At 69.4% G+C, this 14,953-nt stretch carries 17 protein-coding genes and 2 tRNA genes; 9 read left to right on the top strand and 10 right to left on the bottom strand.

The features are described from left to right. The 7 genes from SYYSPA8_RS36830 to SYYSPA8_RS36860 form a co-directional block, all read right to left on the bottom strand. A partial coding sequence (locus SYYSPA8_RS36830) for a DUF2637 domain-containing protein (protein WP_323451857.1) occupies positions 1-919 on the bottom strand: 919 nt, incomplete at its 3' end. A gap of 208 nt (positions 920-1,127) precedes the next feature. Beyond that, entirely contained in the window at positions 1,128-2,024 is an 897-nt protein-coding gene (locus SYYSPA8_RS36835; protein ID WP_323451842.1) for a homeobox domain-containing protein, read from the bottom strand. 145 nt (positions 2,025-2,169) lie between these two features. Further along, positions 2,170-2,787 (bottom strand): hypothetical protein, encoded by a 618-nt coding sequence (locus SYYSPA8_RS36840; protein WP_323451843.1) that lies wholly within the window; start codon positions 2,785-2,787, stop codon positions 2,170-2,172. Positions 2,788-2,839: 52 nt separating this feature from the next. Beyond that, positions 2,840-3,160, bottom strand: coding sequence for a hypothetical protein (locus tag SYYSPA8_RS36845; RefSeq protein ID WP_323451844.1), 321 nt, complete (start codon positions 3,158-3,160; stop codon positions 2,840-2,842). A gap of 97 nt (positions 3,161-3,257) precedes the next feature. Further along, the gene (locus SYYSPA8_RS36850; protein ID WP_323451845.1) at positions 3,258-3,548 is read right to left on the bottom strand and encodes a hypothetical protein; all 291 of its coding nucleotides are present in this window, start codon (positions 3,546-3,548) and stop codon (positions 3,258-3,260) included. 67 nt (positions 3,549-3,615) lie between these two features. Further along, complete coding sequence (locus SYYSPA8_RS36855) at positions 3,616-4,086, bottom strand: hypothetical protein (RefSeq protein ID WP_323451846.1); 471 nt, start codon at positions 4,084-4,086, stop codon at positions 3,616-3,618. Between the two features lie 329 nt (positions 4,087-4,415). Beyond that, on the bottom strand, positions 4,416-4,691 hold the full coding sequence (locus SYYSPA8_RS36860) for a hypothetical protein (protein ID WP_323451847.1): 276 nt from the start codon (positions 4,689-4,691) through the stop codon (positions 4,416-4,418). A gap of 543 nt (positions 4,692-5,234) precedes the next feature. On the opposite strand from SYYSPA8_RS36860, the gene SYYSPA8_RS36865 reads away from it, so the two are divergent. Next, the gene (locus SYYSPA8_RS36865; protein WP_323451848.1) at positions 5,235-5,474 is read left to right on the top strand and encodes a hypothetical protein; all 240 of its coding nucleotides are present in this window, start codon (positions 5,235-5,237) and stop codon (positions 5,472-5,474) included. 263 nt (positions 5,475-5,737) lie between these two features. On the opposite strand, the gene SYYSPA8_RS38455 is transcribed toward SYYSPA8_RS36865, so the two are convergent. The 3 genes from SYYSPA8_RS38455 to SYYSPA8_RS36875 form a co-directional block, all read right to left on the bottom strand. Beyond that, positions 5,738-6,082, bottom strand: a complete 345-nt coding sequence (locus tag SYYSPA8_RS38455) for a DUF6248 family natural product biosynthesis protein (protein WP_407706170.1) — start codon at positions 6,080-6,082, stop codon at positions 5,738-5,740. Positions 6,083-6,212: 130 nt separating this feature from the next. Further along, positions 6,213-7,043, bottom strand: a complete 831-nt coding sequence (locus SYYSPA8_RS36870; protein WP_323451849.1) for a hypothetical protein — start codon at positions 7,041-7,043, stop codon at positions 6,213-6,215. Positions 7,044-7,056: 13 nt separating this feature from the next. Further along, positions 7,057-7,467, bottom strand: coding sequence for a hypothetical protein (locus tag SYYSPA8_RS36875; protein WP_323451850.1), 411 nt, complete (start codon positions 7,465-7,467; stop codon positions 7,057-7,059). A 1,192-nt stretch (positions 7,468-8,659) separates the two neighbouring features. Between SYYSPA8_RS36875 and SYYSPA8_RS36880 the strand changes: the two genes are divergently transcribed. The 8 genes from SYYSPA8_RS36880 (at position 8,660) to SYYSPA8_RS36915 (ending at position 14,864) form a co-directional block, all read left to right on the top strand. Continuing rightward, positions 8,660-9,226, top strand: a complete 567-nt coding sequence (locus SYYSPA8_RS36880; protein WP_323451851.1) for a hypothetical protein — start codon at positions 8,660-8,662, stop codon at positions 9,224-9,226. Between the two features lie 531 nt (positions 9,227-9,757). After that, positions 9,758-9,979 (top strand): hypothetical protein, encoded by a 222-nt coding sequence (locus SYYSPA8_RS36885; protein ID WP_323451852.1) that lies wholly within the window; start codon positions 9,758-9,760, stop codon positions 9,977-9,979. Positions 9,980-11,230: 1,251 nt separating this feature from the next. Beyond that, positions 11,231-11,860, top strand: a complete 630-nt coding sequence (locus tag SYYSPA8_RS36890; RefSeq protein ID WP_323451853.1) for a mucin-2 — start codon at positions 11,231-11,233, stop codon at positions 11,858-11,860. A 348-nt stretch (positions 11,861-12,208) separates the two neighbouring features. Further along, positions 12,209-12,285: transfer RNA gene (locus tag SYYSPA8_RS36895), tRNA-Ser, on the top strand. 450 nt (positions 12,286-12,735) lie between these two features. Next, a tRNA-Arg gene (locus tag SYYSPA8_RS36900) sits at positions 12,736-12,805 on the top strand. A gap of 241 nt (positions 12,806-13,046) precedes the next feature. Further along, positions 13,047-13,343: a hypothetical protein gene (locus SYYSPA8_RS36905; RefSeq protein WP_323451854.1), complete on the top strand. Its 297-nt coding sequence runs from the start codon at positions 13,047-13,049 to the stop codon at positions 13,341-13,343. Between the two features lie 182 nt (positions 13,344-13,525). Beyond that, positions 13,526-13,813 carry a hypothetical protein gene (locus tag SYYSPA8_RS36910; protein WP_323451855.1) on the top strand — a complete coding sequence of 96 codons (288 nt, stop codon included), beginning with the start codon at positions 13,526-13,528 and terminating at the stop codon, positions 13,811-13,813. Positions 13,814-14,075: 262 nt separating this feature from the next. Continuing rightward, the gene (locus SYYSPA8_RS36915) at positions 14,076-14,864 is read left to right on the top strand and encodes a hypothetical protein (RefSeq protein ID WP_323451856.1); all 789 of its coding nucleotides are present in this window, start codon (positions 14,076-14,078) and stop codon (positions 14,862-14,864) included. The last annotated feature ends 89 nt before the right edge of the window (positions 14,865-14,953 follow it).

Genomic DNA, 14,953 nt, shown 5'->3' on the forward strand with positions numbered 1-14,953 from the left:
GCTGCTCCGGGTCGTGCTGCTCCGGGTCGTGCTGCTCCGGGTCGTGCTGCTCCGGGTCGTGCTGCTCCGGGTCGTGCTGCTCCGGGTCGTGCTGCTCCGGGTCGTGCTGCTCCGGGTCGTGCTGCTCTCCAACGAGTGGTGCAGCAGTTAGGTCACGGTCGGGGCTGCCCATCCCGGAATCCTGCTGCTCCCGCCCGGCTGGCCTGGCCGGCGCGGAAGCATCGAGTGCCGGTGGACTCGGTGCCAGAACTGGACTGGCGGGCGGGGGTCCTGCGGAGGAAGTCAGCGGGACGCCGAGACGGGCGAGCCGCAGTGGCAGAAGCTCTTCGAGCGGGGCTCGGCGCCGCCAGCGGCGGCCGTACTTCACCTGAAGCCTGGCCTGGTAGACGAGGCGGTCCTGCTCGGCCTTGATGATCTCTGGGTAATGGCGTATCTCCCAGAGGCGCATCTTGCGCCACAGCAGGAAGGTCGGCAGCGGTGCGAGGATCCACCGGGCGAGACGGACCCCGTCCATGTGCCGGTCCGCGGTGATTGCTGCGAGCCTGCCCACCGCGTGCCGTGCCGCCTCGACGGTGACAACGAACAAGACGGGAATCGTCGCGTGCATCCCTACTGCGATCGGGTCGGGCCAGGCGGCCATCGCGTTGAAGACGATCGTGGCCGCAGTCAGCAGCCATGCCGCCTGACGCAGCATCGGCAGGGGGATACGGAGCCAGGTGAGGAGCAAGTCCATCGAGAGCAGGACGCCGATGCCAGCATCGATACCGATGGGGAAGTATGCAGAAAAGGCGCCGAATCCCTTGCGCTCGGCAAGCTCGCGCACCGCGCTGTACGAGCCGGCGAACCCGATGGCGGCGATGACGACCGCCCCGAGCACGACCACCGCGATCAGGGCACGCTGCGTTCTGGTCAGGCTCATGCTGGGGTTGTTCGTGGGCGCCACGCCATCACTCCTTCAATCACTCCGTGCGGGGAGTGTGCGGAGCGCGGCCTGTGGACAGAGACTGGACCCCGGCGGGGAGTGAGAAGGACGGCTTCGGCGGTGTGCTGATTGCGGTGCTGGCGAGAGGGTGCTCACGCCTCGTCAGGGTGCGGAGGCGGGCGCCGCGTTGTGGAAGCGACTTCCGTCATGGGGCCAGGGGTCCCGATCTGCGCAACCATGCGCGGACGTCCTCCACGTTGCGGGTGCCGCGGGCGTCTGCGGCGGGGAAGGGATCGCGGACGCCCGGCGGGTAGCGCCGCACGTACCCCCGCAGGCTGCCAGAGCTGGTCTCCAGCTCCCTTGCCAGATCCGTGAGAGCGAGGCGCTTCGGGGCCGCGTCGGGCTCGTCGACAGGGAGAGTGTCGAGGCCGAGGGCTTCGGCTGTCCACTCGGCAGGCACCTGGTAGCCGTTGGCGGTCGCGACGCGAGCCCGCTCCAATACGTCCCGCTGAGCGTAGGTCAGGCCCTTGTCGTCGTGGCCCTGGTCAGGCTCGTCCTTCTCCTGCTCGTGGACGGCCAGGAGCCAGGGCCGAAGCTGCTCCCATGACACGTTCCCCCCGGGCAGCGGGTCGGCCCGGCGCAGGACCCACGAGCGGACGGCGGGCCAGGAGCGCAGGGAGGCTCTGCCCTGCCGGATGGCGGGCGGGAACGGGTCGCTGGTGGTCCCCGGCGCGGAGGAGGCGATGTAGTACTGGACAGCCTCGCGGCTGACGCCGAGTGCCTGCGCCGTCTCCTTGACCGTCAGGAACTCGTCAACCGGGTTGGACGGCCGGGCCGAGCGGGCACGCTCCGTCAGGTCCTTCGGTCCGCGCCGATGGCTGTCGAGGAGCTCCGGGTGCCCGAGGAGCCAAGCGAGGACGAGATCGCGGTCGCGGAGGTGAAACCGTCCGCCCTTGCCCACCACCGGAGGGAAGTCGGGGTAGGCGTCGAACCAGTTCTGCACGCCGGTCTCGGTGAGGCCGGCAGCAGCGGCGATCTCCGTCCGCGTGATCTGGTCGGGAAGGTCAGCGAACGCCTTCTGCAGGGCGTCGGTACTCGTCACGTGGCTCTCCAAAGGCATGGGTGGAGCAGTGCGGGCGGGCACCACCCATGACAATCCTAATTCACTCCTAAGTGTGCGCCTTGTAAAACCGGCTGTACCGGCATCCCGGATCGGGGCCTGGAGCGGACAGGGCCCGAAGCCGCGCCTACCGGCCCAGTGCCGCAGCTACAGCGTCGACGCACGCACCGGTGTCGTCGTAGTAGAGGTCGAGCACCGTGGCCGGGTAGTCCGGCGACTGGTAAACCACCGACTCGCCGCCGGGCGTTCTCAGCAGCGCCATCCAGCCGCCATGCTCCCGGACATGGTGCGTGATGCGGTTGCGGTGGTGCACGAGCACCCGGTCGGTATCGAAGGCGTAGCCGGCCATTACCGCGACGGGCCGTCCCAGCTGCCGCGAGAAACCGGGCTCCTCGGGGATGTGCCGTTCGCGCAGCAGGCGGCGGAGGAACCGGTCGGCCCGGCACTCGCACATCGAGACCACGCACCGCTGCTCGTCCACCCAGGCGTTGAGGCCGACGAGGGCGAGAGTGATCTCAGCCATCTCCGTCTTGCCGCGTTCGAACAGAACCTCGTCGTCGGGGCCGTCCGGCTCATGCAGAGCGGCTTCGGTGCCCCGGCTCTCGCTGAGAAGGCGGCCCACTTCGAGACCGAGGCGCCCGAAGCAGGCCGGGGCCTCTCCGCCGGCGAGCTCGGAGAGGGGACCGGTTGTTGTGCCGAAGTCGCGCGCGGCCGCAATGGCGTGGCCGGTGGTCTCGATATGCATGAAGTTCTTCCTCTCGGTCGGGTGGAGTCGAGGCGCAGCGGAGCCGGTGATGTCAGCGGGAACGGGACCGCGGAGCGGTCCGGCCGGGCAGACGCTGCCACTGGGGCTGGCGCATCTCGACGTGGCACTCCAAGCTGGCTGCGCTCTTCGCGGCGTAGACGCCGGTCCAGATCGTCATGCGGCTCTGGGCCTTGCCCGGGAGGTTGTACGGGCCCTCGTACCAGGTGAGCGTCAACCCGTCGCGGGCCATCGTGTTGTTGGTGCGCCGGTAGCGCCGCATCTCATCGGCGAGCACGGCCTCGTCGGTGTAGGTCGCCACGACGACGGTGCGATACAGCGGGGTGCTCAGGCCCATACCGATATTGCGTGCCACAGATTGCTCCTCTGCTGGTGGCGGCCGGGTGGCGGCACGGATGGTGAGTGGTGTCCGCGAGCCTGGCAGACACGACGTGGTCCAAACCCGCAGATTCTCAGCGGCCGGGGAAGTACGCCGAGGGCAGCTGGTCCTGGACCTCGGCGGCCCGCTCCTCGCAGACCCCGCAGTCTTCGAAGGCGGTCTGCTTCTTCTGTTCGTACTCAACGGCCCGGACTCCGCCCCATGACTGGCGGCCGGTCATAGAGTCGAACAGGGCGACGTAGGAGATGGTCAGCAGCCCGCGCTGATGGCGTACGCCGAAATGCGCGTTGAGGGAAAGCCGGTTCCACCCCTGGCCGTGGGGACCTCTCGGGCCGTAGGTGGGTGCGTTGAGGAAGATGGGCAAACGGTGCTCCCGTTGTCGTGCGGGCTGGTGGGGAGCGGGCACCCGCTCCTCACCAGCCCGGCGTCCGTCAGGCGCGGGCCAGGTGCGGGTAGCTCTCGGCGAAGTTCCTTTCGTGCTCGGGGCAGTATTCGTCCCCCTCGCCCCGGGGAGCGCTGCAGTACTCGTCCCACGGCATGCCGTAGGCGGACTGCCATCCGCACTGCCAGGGCAGCACATCGGACTCCGACCGCACGCGCGGCGGAGTGCCAAGGGGGCGGGTACCAAGCAGCACTGAACGCCAGGACGCCGTGAGCGCTTCGCCGTCGTCCTCCTTCGCGGGCAAGAACCCGAGGAAGACGGCGTCGTCGCTGCATTCGCGCAGCTCCAGTTCGGCGTGACCCAGTTCCCAGTCGCTGAACAACTGGCCCACTACGCACGTCGCGCCCGATTCGATGTCCAGATTGCTGACGTCGATCTGTCCCCGCCAGCCGTCCGGACCGTGTACGTCGAGAAACCGCACACCGTTGTCGACGCGGTCATTAACGCTCAGCAGCTTCATACTCACGTTGCCTCCAGAAGGGATCGCACACGGCCGGGGCCGGCCATGCAGGTGGTGTCCCCGGCGCGCCGGGGAGGGGAGGGAAGGCGGGGATCAGGTGGAGGCGGGGCAGTGCGCCGTGTTGCCTGGAAGTTCCTCCGCAGGCGGCGCAGGCGACGGCGCGGGCCCCGCCTCCGCCGTGCCGCCACACGTGGAAGCAGTAGGCGGCCACCCCAGCGGCAATGGCAGCGCGGCGATCTGCGACGGGGTGTTCTGAGCGTTCGTGGCTGCCTCCGGTGGCGATGGATGAGGCAGGCAGGGCGGGCCCCCGGCGGGGCCGCCCGAGGGCCTCAGACGATGCGCATGCCGAACAGGCGGGGGCTGGTGTCGCGGTAGCCGCACCACTCGTCGGCACAGTCGCGGCACAGGATCGAGCAGCCGCACTCGTCGCGGTCCAGGACGTGCCACCCGGCGCCCTGGGCCTCGTCGTGGCCGTCGTGGCCGTCGTCGAAGAAGCGGGACTGCCTGTCGCACTGGCCGCAGACGATCCGTTCGTACTCCATCACGTCCAGCGGGGGCGCGGAGGCAAGGAGCGGAGCGGAGATTTCAGCGATCAGAACGGTCAAGGCGCGTCTCCTGTAAAAGGTGGTGGATCCGGGGCGGTTAGTGCCGCTCCCGATAAAGCTAATTTACTCCCATCGTTTATGTAAGTCAAATTTTAAGTGTCGACATGGCGAGGGTTCACCTCCGGTAAATGCCCTTGCGTAACCAGGTGCCGCCCACTTCCGTCCAGGCGGCGCGCCCCGCCTGGGCCATCGCCGTCCTGTGCGGCCAGGTGTAGCGCCCGCTCGGACATGTCACCCGGCAGCCTGCCCCGGCTCCGGCCGAGTGCAGCCGGGGAAACCCGGGCCGTAGCCGCCGCGCCCTTCGGGTCGTATTGGTGCGCGTGATCACGGCGTGCGTGCCGATCGTCTTGCCCCGGCCGGAAGCGGGGTCCGTGCCGGTCGCGCAGCAGGCGGCGGGCCCTGGGGTCGCGCCGAATGGCACCAGCAAGGGCGAGTATCCCTAGTAAGGCACTTAAGAATTGACATCATGCGCGATTATAGGGTAATATTTGAATGTCGGCCGGGGAGAGCAGCGGGAACCCGCTCCATCTCGATGAGAACGAGGTGAGCCTCGCGCAGTCCCCAGCGGCATTCCCCGATCAGAAGGAGCACGTCATCGCTCCCCGTTCACCGAAGGAGATCCGCGTGCCCCTGTTCCTGCTCGGCCTGGTACTGGGTGCCCTGTCCGGCGGCGTGACATATCTGCTGACCGACAACCAGGAGATTTCGGCGTTCTTCGCCGCCATCGCTGCGGTCCTGACCTGGCTGCGTATTCACACCGTGATCTTCGGAAGCGCTGACTAACACCGTCGGCGCTCCGTCTCTTCCCGGCACGGAGAGCACCGTGCCCCTGCCCGTCTCGGGCGATTGGGTCCGCCACCAACGAATCGCTCCACGAGCGCTGCACAGGTCAACGAGAGGCTGCAACGCGCAGTGCATCAGCTGTGCAACGCACGCTCTGCGTTGCACCCCTGACCTGCAAAAACACCCGCCACGGTTCACCATGGCGGGTGTGTCGCAGGGGCCTTCTCACTGACGGTCGGCGCCGGCCGGAGTGCTGTCTGGACTTACAAGCCGGGGAGGGGGTGCTGGCCGCGACCGCGGCTGCGCCGAGTGCCGACGGGGCGGGTGCGGTCCGGGGGTGGGACTGCGGCGGGACCGCCCAGATGAGTGGGAGCCTTGCCGTCCTCCGAGTCCTTCGGGCACGTACAGCGGCACCACCACACGCAGGGTTCGCCGCCTGGGCGCAGGATGAGTTCGGCAACGTGCCGGCCGCGGTGCCCGTGGACCGTCCCGGTGTTGGCGCAGGTGCCGAGGCGGCCCTTCTGCCGGTGCAAGCACTTGGCGCAGTCGCCTGCGAGGCAGTTCCAGCAGGTCCCCGCTCGTACATGGACCACCGCCAGAAGCCCCATGCGTAGCCGTCGTCGATGTGGTGCAGGAACGCCGAGGGAGGCCAGTGGAACAGCTGGCGGTGCAGATGAGCTGGCCGACGGGCGCGGCGCCGCCTGCGTCGGTGGGGCGGTGCCGCAGGGTGGGCCGGGGTCAGGCGAGGCGGTGCGCCAGCGGCAGCCGGGAGGTGCTCATCGTCTGGTGCCGGGCGTGGGCCATCTCGGGGCCGAGTTCGTAGTCCCAGTCCTCCGGAAGGTCGTCCAGGGTCACCCGGTAGTAGGTCCGCTCGACGGTGACTTCCAGGACCGTGCCGTCGTACGGGCCGGTCACGCAGCGCCCGCAGTCGCTGAAGTCGCCTTTCGCGGGCTGGAGGACGCGGACGCCGCGGTCCTCATGGACGGGCCCGTGCTCGCGGACATGGATGTCCTGGATCTGTTCGAGGCGGGAGCGGACGGCGTCACCGGTGGAAAGTACCGTGGGCCCGATGCGGTGCAGGGTGTAACTGCGGTGGCCATGCTCGCTGGGCGGGGCAGGGGTGGGTTCGCTCGGGCCGGGCAGGTCATCCAGACAGATCGGGGTGTGCGTCATCACGGAGTGCTCCTCGACGATCTCGTCCACGACCAGGTGGGCCAGACTGTGGGCGTAGAAGTCGCGGACCGTGTAGACGGCCGACAGACGCGAGGAAGAGTGCTGTGCCGGGGTACCGCGCAGGTGCTGTCCGCTGGGGTGGTGGTAGCGGATCTTCCACGCGACTTTCGGAACGGCAGTGGCCAGCAGCCGGTCCTCGGGGTCGTGCACGGAGACACGGGCGGGGGTGTGGGGGGCCGGCTCGAAGGTGAGGCGGACTGCCGGCCCTGAGGAGGAGCGGTCCCGGGTGACGGTGGCGACGATGTCCAGGGCCAGGCCGTTCAGGATGGCAGCTCCCGGGTACAGGTGCTGGGCTTCGGTGTAGATCAGCGCGGGTCTCCAATCAGTGGTCGGCACGGTTCTGCCGGGGTCAGCGACGGCGGGTACGTCGGATGCTGTGGGCCTTGTGGTGCAGGAAGCTCAGGACTCCGAAGATGCTGATGGCAAGGAAGCCGGGGTAGGTCGTCGCGGCGGCGGTGATGCTGCCGGTGGTGAGGACACCGATGAAGAAGCCCGCCGCCGCGATCATGGCCAGGCCATCGGTGACGAGAGCGAGGGTAGCCCGCGTGCGAAGGCTGCCGGGGCGGGCGCCGCCCTTGCCGAGGGCCAGGGCGAGCATCCACGTGCCCAGCCCGGCGATGGTGACGAAGGCGAGAGCCAGGAGCGGGGCGGCACCGCTGAACAGGGCAGGAACCGCGAAGAGCAGGGCAGCAATGCGCAGGCCCGGCAGGACGCGGTAGGCGACCGGGCGGGCGGAGCGCGAGGCGGTGGTGATGCTCATGAGTGACCCTCTCAGTGGCGGGGAGCGGAGGTGCTCCCTCCATCTCGTAAGAGCTAGTTTACTCCAAGGCGCCCAACAGGTCAAATCTTAGGTGTCCACAATGGGGTACTCGACCTCGCCGGGCTGCGGCATCCGCCATCGCTGGTCGCCCATTCGCTCCCACGGGGTCCCTGGCTGCGTACTGCGTTGCGGTCCGACGTGGTGAGTGCGGCCCCGACTTCACCGCCGACAGCGAGACGCTCCGGCTCCGCGCTCGCTAGCTCCAGGGCGGCGACGCTGCGCCCCGGTGAGACATATCGAGGTGACCGGGAACAAGCTCCTGCCTGACGTCGGTCTTGACTGGCGCACCATCCGGGTGGAGTGGACGTGGTACCACGTCGATCTGGGGCACGTTCCGATGCTGACCGCGACTGACGCCGTGGAGGCGTCCGGCCCGCACGTCACTGGCAGGGTCGGAGCCGAGGAAGGGGTCCGAGGCAGTAGCCGACTGCCGGCGACCTTGATGGACGGTCTAACCCGGGCCTTTGGGCCCGGTCTTCTGCTGTGCCGCGCTCACCACCTCCTCTTGATGTCACCTAAGTTTTGACATGATGTGCTATTGTGGGTTACTCTTGAGCTGTCGATCGGGGAGGGCGATGGACACGATGGACAGACCCCTCTCTCCTCTGGGCCCTACCTGATCTGGTGTCCGGCCGACGTCAAGCCCCTTTGGAGTAAAGGCGGATCGGTTCGCTCTCATCGAGGTGGCACGGTTTCGAGTCCCGCCGGGAACATAGATGTCCGGGATCCTGGGATGTCCGGGGATCCAGTCCCCGTGCGGGAACGCCGACCTCAACGATTTTCTGAGCACGCGAGCACGCGGACGATGGTGAAGAGTTACGCGAGGCTGGCTGCCGTCTGAACCCGGACCTCGGGTACCGGCCCTTTGCTTCGCTCGCGACGAGCCGGACCCGGACGACCTGCTGCACCACCTTGCGAGCAGTGATGCGATTCCAGCAGGCACCTACCTCATCAGCGTCTACTGGTGGGTGACTATCTCAACCGTCCAGTCCGCGCACGCGAACAAGGCGAGTGCCGCCGGGAGCTGCGGGCGGCCTTCTGGCCGGGACCCGCGCCTACGAAGCTCTCGTCGTCCAGGGGGCGGGGCGCCGAGGGCGAGCATGCCCGATCATCACAATCAAAGGAGCACTCTATGGTGAAATCACCCCACAGTACCGATATATCGAACGCGGACAAGATCATCACCACGGCGCTCGCCTACGGACTGACCGTCACCGTGAACACCGCCGCTGACCACACGCTGACTCGCCAGACAGTCCGCATTTCCATCCCCGTCCCTACCGCCCACTCCGGAACCGATCTGGGCCGCGCTATCGCGGGCAACGTCGTCGAAATGTTCTGGACCAAGAACAGCACCAAGGGCTCCCGCGGCCGCCTGCAGGGCGCTACTCGCTGGAGTGTGTCCGGCCACCGTAAGCTGCGAACTCTCCGCGCGGCCGCCGACTCGGTAAGGGACCTGGGCCACGACTCCAACCGCTATGCCCGGGAAGCCGCCCCACTCCCTGAGGATGTTGTCGACGCCATGCACGCTGTGTTCGTCGACGGCCACCAGGTCCACCCTGGCATTCCCGCCGCCCACGTTCGGACCATCGTCAGCAGTCGGCGCTTCCGGGGATGGCTCGTCCACCAGGACAACGACGGCACTATCGTCAGCGACGACCGCCGATACGTTCCGCTGCTGACATGTCCCGGCCGGTGACGCTCTGGACTGGTGCCCGCTGTCCGGTGGTCGTCTCCGCATCCTGGGGTCCTCCTCTTTTCTCGGCCCTGTCGCGTCGTCGGGCTCGTGGCGGCCCCACCACCACCCTTACGACACGTAAGAGTTGACGTAATGGCTCGTTGTGGGGTACTCTTTGGGTGCTGGGAGGGGCGGTTCGCTTCTGTCTGGCAGGTCCGAAATGCTGGTTGCGGACCGTCCCAGGCCCCAGGCCGCCGCCGAGGAGTACGCGGACCGGCGACGAGCGTATCCGTGACAAGTGGAGCCCGCCGGGGCGATCCCGGTTGACGACGGCAGCTGGCTCTTCGTGGGCAACGCCTCGGCATGAACCCGGCCCCGAATCCTCGCTCGACGTCCTGGTCCTGCCCGTCTTCCCCGAGGAGTGCCCCTGTGGCCCGTTTCCGCTGTCGACCGAACGCCATGCTCGCCGCGCCGGTCGTCAACCTGCCCACGGCGATTCTCCGACACCTGTGCGCCGACCTCCTCGACCGGCCTGATTCAGCCTGGCGGCACTTGGCCCACCTTGTCGCCGCTCAGCTCTTTCCTGGCAGCCCCCGCCACACCGTTACGCTGCCATCGCAGGATCTCCAAGACCTGCTGGCCGTCCTGCTGGAGGTCTCCATCGACTTCTCCGACGGCAAGCTCGCGTCCGAGATATGCGGCTTCACCGAAGCCGACATCCACGAAGCCATCGACCTCCACCAGCACCACTACGGCCCGCTCCAGGACTACTGACCACCTGTGGCTCCACTTGCCACTCGTCGGGCAATCCGCCGGGGGAGGGGCCGCGGGCTCCGCGGCGGAGGCGCCGGCCGGGCAGACCGCCCCGCCCTGGACCGGCGCCGGGCCGTCTCCGGGAGCCGTCCGGCCACGGGGCGGACGTTGTGCGGGCTGTCTGCTACGCCGGGGGCGGGTGGCCGGTTCGGGGCGGGGCGGCCGGCTCCGCTGCCGCTTCGCGCAGCCGGGGTCCTGCTGCGCCCATAGCGCGACGCCCACAGAGTGTTGACGCATAAGCTTTGACATAATGGATGTGGCAGGGGTAAATTGCGTGTGCCGAGCGGGAGTTTACATTTCCGGCAGGGCCGGGCGGGACCAACCCGGACCAACCCGCGTCGGCCCTGGGTGCTGATAATCCGCCGCTGCCGCACGCCCGGCTGCGGCAGCAGGTCCGCTGGGCCCCTCGTGCGACCGGGCGGTCACGCGCGCCGCCAGGCGCCATGGTGAGTCTCCTGCGGCGCCGCGGGGACAGCTGATCCCGCCCGTCTTACCGTCACCGGCCCTTAGGGCCGGGGTCTCTTCGGAAGGAACTCCCTGTGACGACCGTCCTTACACCGGCCGGGGTTCCGGCCGGTGAGCACTGCCCCCGCTGTGACCGGAACGCGCTGTACGGCGTCGAGTGCGCGTACTGCGGCCATATCATCATCACAGCCTGGGCTGTCGAGCCGTGCCATCCTCCGGCCTGGTCCCCGGGGTGCTGCCCGCGGTGCCTGTCCGTGACTCCCTCCGAGATATTCGAGCTGTCGGGCCGGATCGTGTGCGCGGCCTGTGCGGCTGGCTTCGGCGGTCCGTCATGGCGTGGTCATGCGCGCCGTGTCGTGGAGTGGGTCGACGAGCCGGGCGAGATGTCGTACGCCACGCGGTACGCGAACGGCTGACGGTGGCACCGCTCCCGGTCACTACGGCCCGCCGGGGAAGGTGACGGTTCCCCGGTGACGGGCAAACCATTCGAGGGCCCTGCCCGATCCCCCCGGCCGACGGCGGGAAACCACACTCCCGTGAAGCAGTCCGGTTCAACCCGCCCCACTCCTGGTGGGGCCCGACCTCCCCTGATCGCGGACCACGAACGGAGCTTCTCTCATCCGTACCTATGCCACGGCTCAGAACATCGGCGGCAGAACCGCTCAGTGCGACGCGACCGCCGTACACACCGCCCCCAGCGGTGCCCGCGCCTATGTCCTGCTCGACGGGATCGGCTCCAGCAGTGCGGTGCGCGACTGGACGCGCCGGGCGGCCGTCCGCCTTGCCCGGGCTGCTGCCCGGCGCGGTGACGCGGAGGCCGGGCTCCGCGCAGTGTACGCCGCGTACGCGGCCGACCCCGACCGCCAAGACCCCTACACCCTGAGCTACATGCCGTCGGCCGCAGCGGTCGTCGCCGTCACCGCCCCCGGCAAGCCCCTCTCCGTCGCCTGGGCCGGGGACTGCCGCGCCTACCTCCTGCGCGACCGGCTCGCCCTCGGGCTCACGCAGGACCACAACCGGCGCCGGGTCTACCCGCCTACCGCTTCCCACGGTGGCGGCAACCGCAACCGCATCACCTCCTACCTCGGCTCCTCCCGCACCGACGAGGAGGTGCGCGAGCGGTCTGACCACCCCGCGATCGAGGCCGCCACTGCCGAAGTCACCGGGGGCAGCCGTCTTCTTCTCGCCTCCGACGGCGCGTACGAGCCCCACGTGGACGCCGGCCACGACCTGTTCGCCGAGCTGGACGGCGAGCCGTTGGCCCGGACGGTGCGCAGCTTCGTGGACCTCGCAGTGAACAAGGCGCGCACCCAGCTCCCGCCGGACGAGCACCGCTACGTGGACAACGCCACCGCGCTCCTCGCCGACCTGGCCTGAGCTGGCGCACCCCTGCGCTCGCGGATGAAGCGCCGGAGACCATGCTTCACCCCTTCGGTCTCCTTCTCCCGTCTGTGCCGCCGGCCCGCCACGCCGTGCCCGGGTTTGAGGGCCCGCAGGGTCCGGCGCCTGGGAAGGTGTGAAGCCCGGTGTTCCGGCTGCCGCCGTTCCTTCGGATCGGGCTGAGCCCCGTCCGTGATGCGGTCGGGGCTCAGTGGTGCCGTGCCTGTATGACGTCACCTAAGATTTGACATAAGGGGTGACTGTGGGGTACTCTTTGGGTGTTGGAAGGGGCGATCGACCCTTCCGATGCCAGGCGGTGAGGAGCGGCCGATTCGTTTCCGTCTGGCAGGTCCGTAGCTCAGCTCGGCAGAGCGTCCCCCGTGAAGGGGGAAGGCCAGGGGTTCGACTCCCCCCGGACCGCGAAGTGCCGGTATGCGCCCCCTCAGGGGCGACCCCGTGAGGGCGTGTACCGGCACCTGAACGGACCCTGCCCGGTTGATCCCCGGTCGGGTTGAAGGAGGGAAAGCGCGCCCTCTGGGACTCGTGGTGTCAGCAGCACACCCCCGTGAAGCGGGGGAGGAGCGGGAGCAGTACTCGCAGAGTTCACGATGTGTCAGCGGGGAGGTGATGCTTCCCCGGCGGATCCGGTCCGCTGGCACGCGCCGCTGTAGGTTCCTGGGGAGGAGCCGATGGCGGCCCCGCCCCGGTCGGGGAAGGTGACGGGCAAGCCCTTCGCGGGCCCTACCTGATCTGGTCTCCGGCCGGTGGCGGGAAACCAGGCCCCTGTTGAGCGGTGGCGGCCCCTCCGGTTCCCAGTGAGGTGTTCGCGGTTTCGGCTCCCGCCGGGGGTACTCGGTACGTCTCAGCACGGTCTCTTGTCGTTCATGGGTAGGACACCGGACTGCGGATCCGGAGATCGGGGTTCGAGTCTCCGTAGGAGCACTGACCTCACGCCTCACCCCGTCTGCGGTTCCTGGCCCGCCGGGCGGGACATGCGGCCCGTGCGGTTTCCCCGCGCCGCATGCCGACTTGTTTCCCACCCCCCACCCCCGCTGGCTTCCGTCATGTGTGGTGCCGGGTCTTCCCCAACCGCCCGCGTCCAGTGCGGCTGGGGCGGGACGTGTCTCACCACCCCTTCTGGGTGGCCATACCACGGCACTGCGCCGGGAAGGAGCCCTGCCTCATGGGTGCCTACGACTTCATCACCACCGGCTCGGGCGAGGACGCCGAGAAGGCGTTCTTCAACGCCCGCGGGGAAGCGGCCTGGGAGTACGGTCACGGCGGGTACACCGGGACGATCGCCGAGAAGGACGCCTTCGTTCTGGTCGCGGACAGCCCCATGTCCCCGGCCGCCGCCGAGGAGTACGCCGTGTACCTGCTGAACGCCGACGACGAGCGCATCCGGAGCAAGTGGGGGCCTGCCGGTGCGATCCCGGTGGATGACGGCAGCTGGCTGTTCGTGGGCAATGCCTCCGCGTGACCCCGCTCCGCCGCCGACCCGGAGAAGAGCCCATGGGCCTCGTCGGCCAGGAACTGCCCGCTCGGCGCCGAAGCCGGACGACGTCCCCGAGCGGACGATGGTGCGGGCCGCCGCCGGGTACGCCGTTCGCATAGGCCCCGGCCTGCTCCCGTAGCCAGCATCCACCGATGAGTAAGGACGCTATGAGTAATCAGGCTGACGAACACCAGCTCGACGTTCTGATCCACCGGCGCGCCCCCGACGCCCTGGTAGTCGCCGAGTCCCGTACCGGCGCCCCGGAGATCCTTCTCAGCCTGCTCGACACTCTCGGCTTCGCGCGGCACGGTGCGGCGATCTACGTCTGGCACGAGTTGCCCGAGGACCAGGACCCGACCGAGATCTCGCGCACCTGCCTCCGGGCCCACAAAGCGCTCACCGCCGCCCGGTACGCCGTCAAGGTTGACGACCGGCTGCTCCAACAGCACGGGTAACGGAGCGCTGAGAACGCCCCGCATGCTGGGACAGCACCCCGCCTCGTTAGGGTCGGCCCGGCCGCCGGGTCGCTCGCGTTCCGTGGTGTTCGCCGCCCCGGACCGGGCGGAGCTCGGCACGTTTCGCCTCGCCGCCGCAGGTGCTGCACGCCGCCCCGGCCCCCGTCGGCACGGGCCGCACGCACACTGCCCGTCCCTCACCCGGTCCCGCCGCCGGAACGCTACGAGTTGACCGCGAGGTGCCCCTGTGACGATTCAGGCCGTGACGACCCACCGTGCCGAGGGACGGGACCGGCGCGCCCCGGAGGGCCCGGTCCTCAACACCCCGCACCAGGGCCCGGTGCAGACGACCGAGACGGCGCCGGAGGGTACCCCGGACAACGCGCGCCGGCTGATCGGCGCGACGGCCGCGGGGCGCGCGTACGTGACCGGGAGCGGTACCCGGCTGCGGATCGAGTCGGTGGACGGCCGCCTGGCGTACACGCTGCCGACCGTGCCCGACCACACGCACCAGGGGGCGCGGGACGGTTTCGTGGCCCTGGCGAGGGAGCTGGCCGGTGAAGTCGACAAGCGCGGTGCCGGTACACCGCAGTGGAGCGAGCGCTCGGTGGACATGTGGCAGGGCGAGCCGCTGGAGTTCAGGGAGTTCGCTCCGGCCGGATACGCCCCGGGTGTGATGCTGGCGTGGTCCGTGGGCAGGACCCGGTACACCGGCCAGGTCTGGGCGAACCGCGTGCGGTCCGGGGACTGGAACGGCCACCGGGGCCAGACCTCGGCGGTGGTGGTTGCCACGGTCGGCGGCCGCCGGGCCCGGCGCGACGAGGCGGTGTGCCTGCCGCTTCTCCACGGCCGCAGTTACCCACGCGCCTTCGTGGCCCCGGCCCACTGGAGCGCCGACGTCGAGGTGATCGCCCCCCGGTCCGCGTCTGAGGGCCTGTCCGACATGGTGACCACGGCCGGTGACCCGGTCGAGGAGTGGGAGTCGGAGGGCGGCTGCGTACCGCCTCCCGAGCCCGCCGCCCCGTCCACGGCCCGCCGAGGGCGCCGGTGACGTCCCGTCGGCGAAGTCCGGGGACGCCGGAGCCCCGGCGGAGACCCCGGTCGGCGAGTACTGCCCCCGCTGTGACCGCAACACCCTCT

Source organism: Streptomyces yaizuensis (assembly GCF_034961445.1).
GTDB lineage: Bacteria > Actinomycetota > Actinomycetes > Streptomycetales > Streptomycetaceae > Streptomyces > Streptomyces yaizuensis.

Excerpts from the sequence above, each read along its gene's own strand:
- SYYSPA8_RS36840 (WP_323451843.1), bottom strand. The coding sequence starts at position 2,787 with ATGCATATCGAGACCACCGGCCACGCCATTGCGGCCGCGCGCGACTTC.
- SYYSPA8_RS36855 (WP_323451846.1), bottom strand. The coding sequence starts at position 4,086 with ATGAAGCTGCTGAGCGTTAATGACCGCGTCGACAACGGTGTGCGGTTT.
- SYYSPA8_RS38455 (WP_407706170.1), bottom strand. The coding sequence starts at position 6,082 with ATGGGGCTTCTGGCGGTGGTCCATGTACGAGCGGGGACCTGCTGGAAC.
- SYYSPA8_RS36875 (WP_323451850.1), bottom strand. The coding sequence starts at position 7,467 with ATGAGCATCACCACCGCCTCGCGCTCCGCCCGCCCGGTCGCCTACCGC.
- SYYSPA8_RS36880 (WP_323451851.1), top strand. The coding sequence starts at position 8,660 with ATGGTGAAATCACCCCACAGTACCGATATATCGAACGCGGACAAGATC.
- SYYSPA8_RS36905 (WP_323451854.1), top strand. The coding sequence starts at position 13,047 with ATGGGTGCCTACGACTTCATCACCACCGGCTCGGGCGAGGACGCCGAG.
- SYYSPA8_RS36910 (WP_323451855.1), top strand. The coding sequence starts at position 13,526 with ATGAGTAATCAGGCTGACGAACACCAGCTCGACGTTCTGATCCACCGG.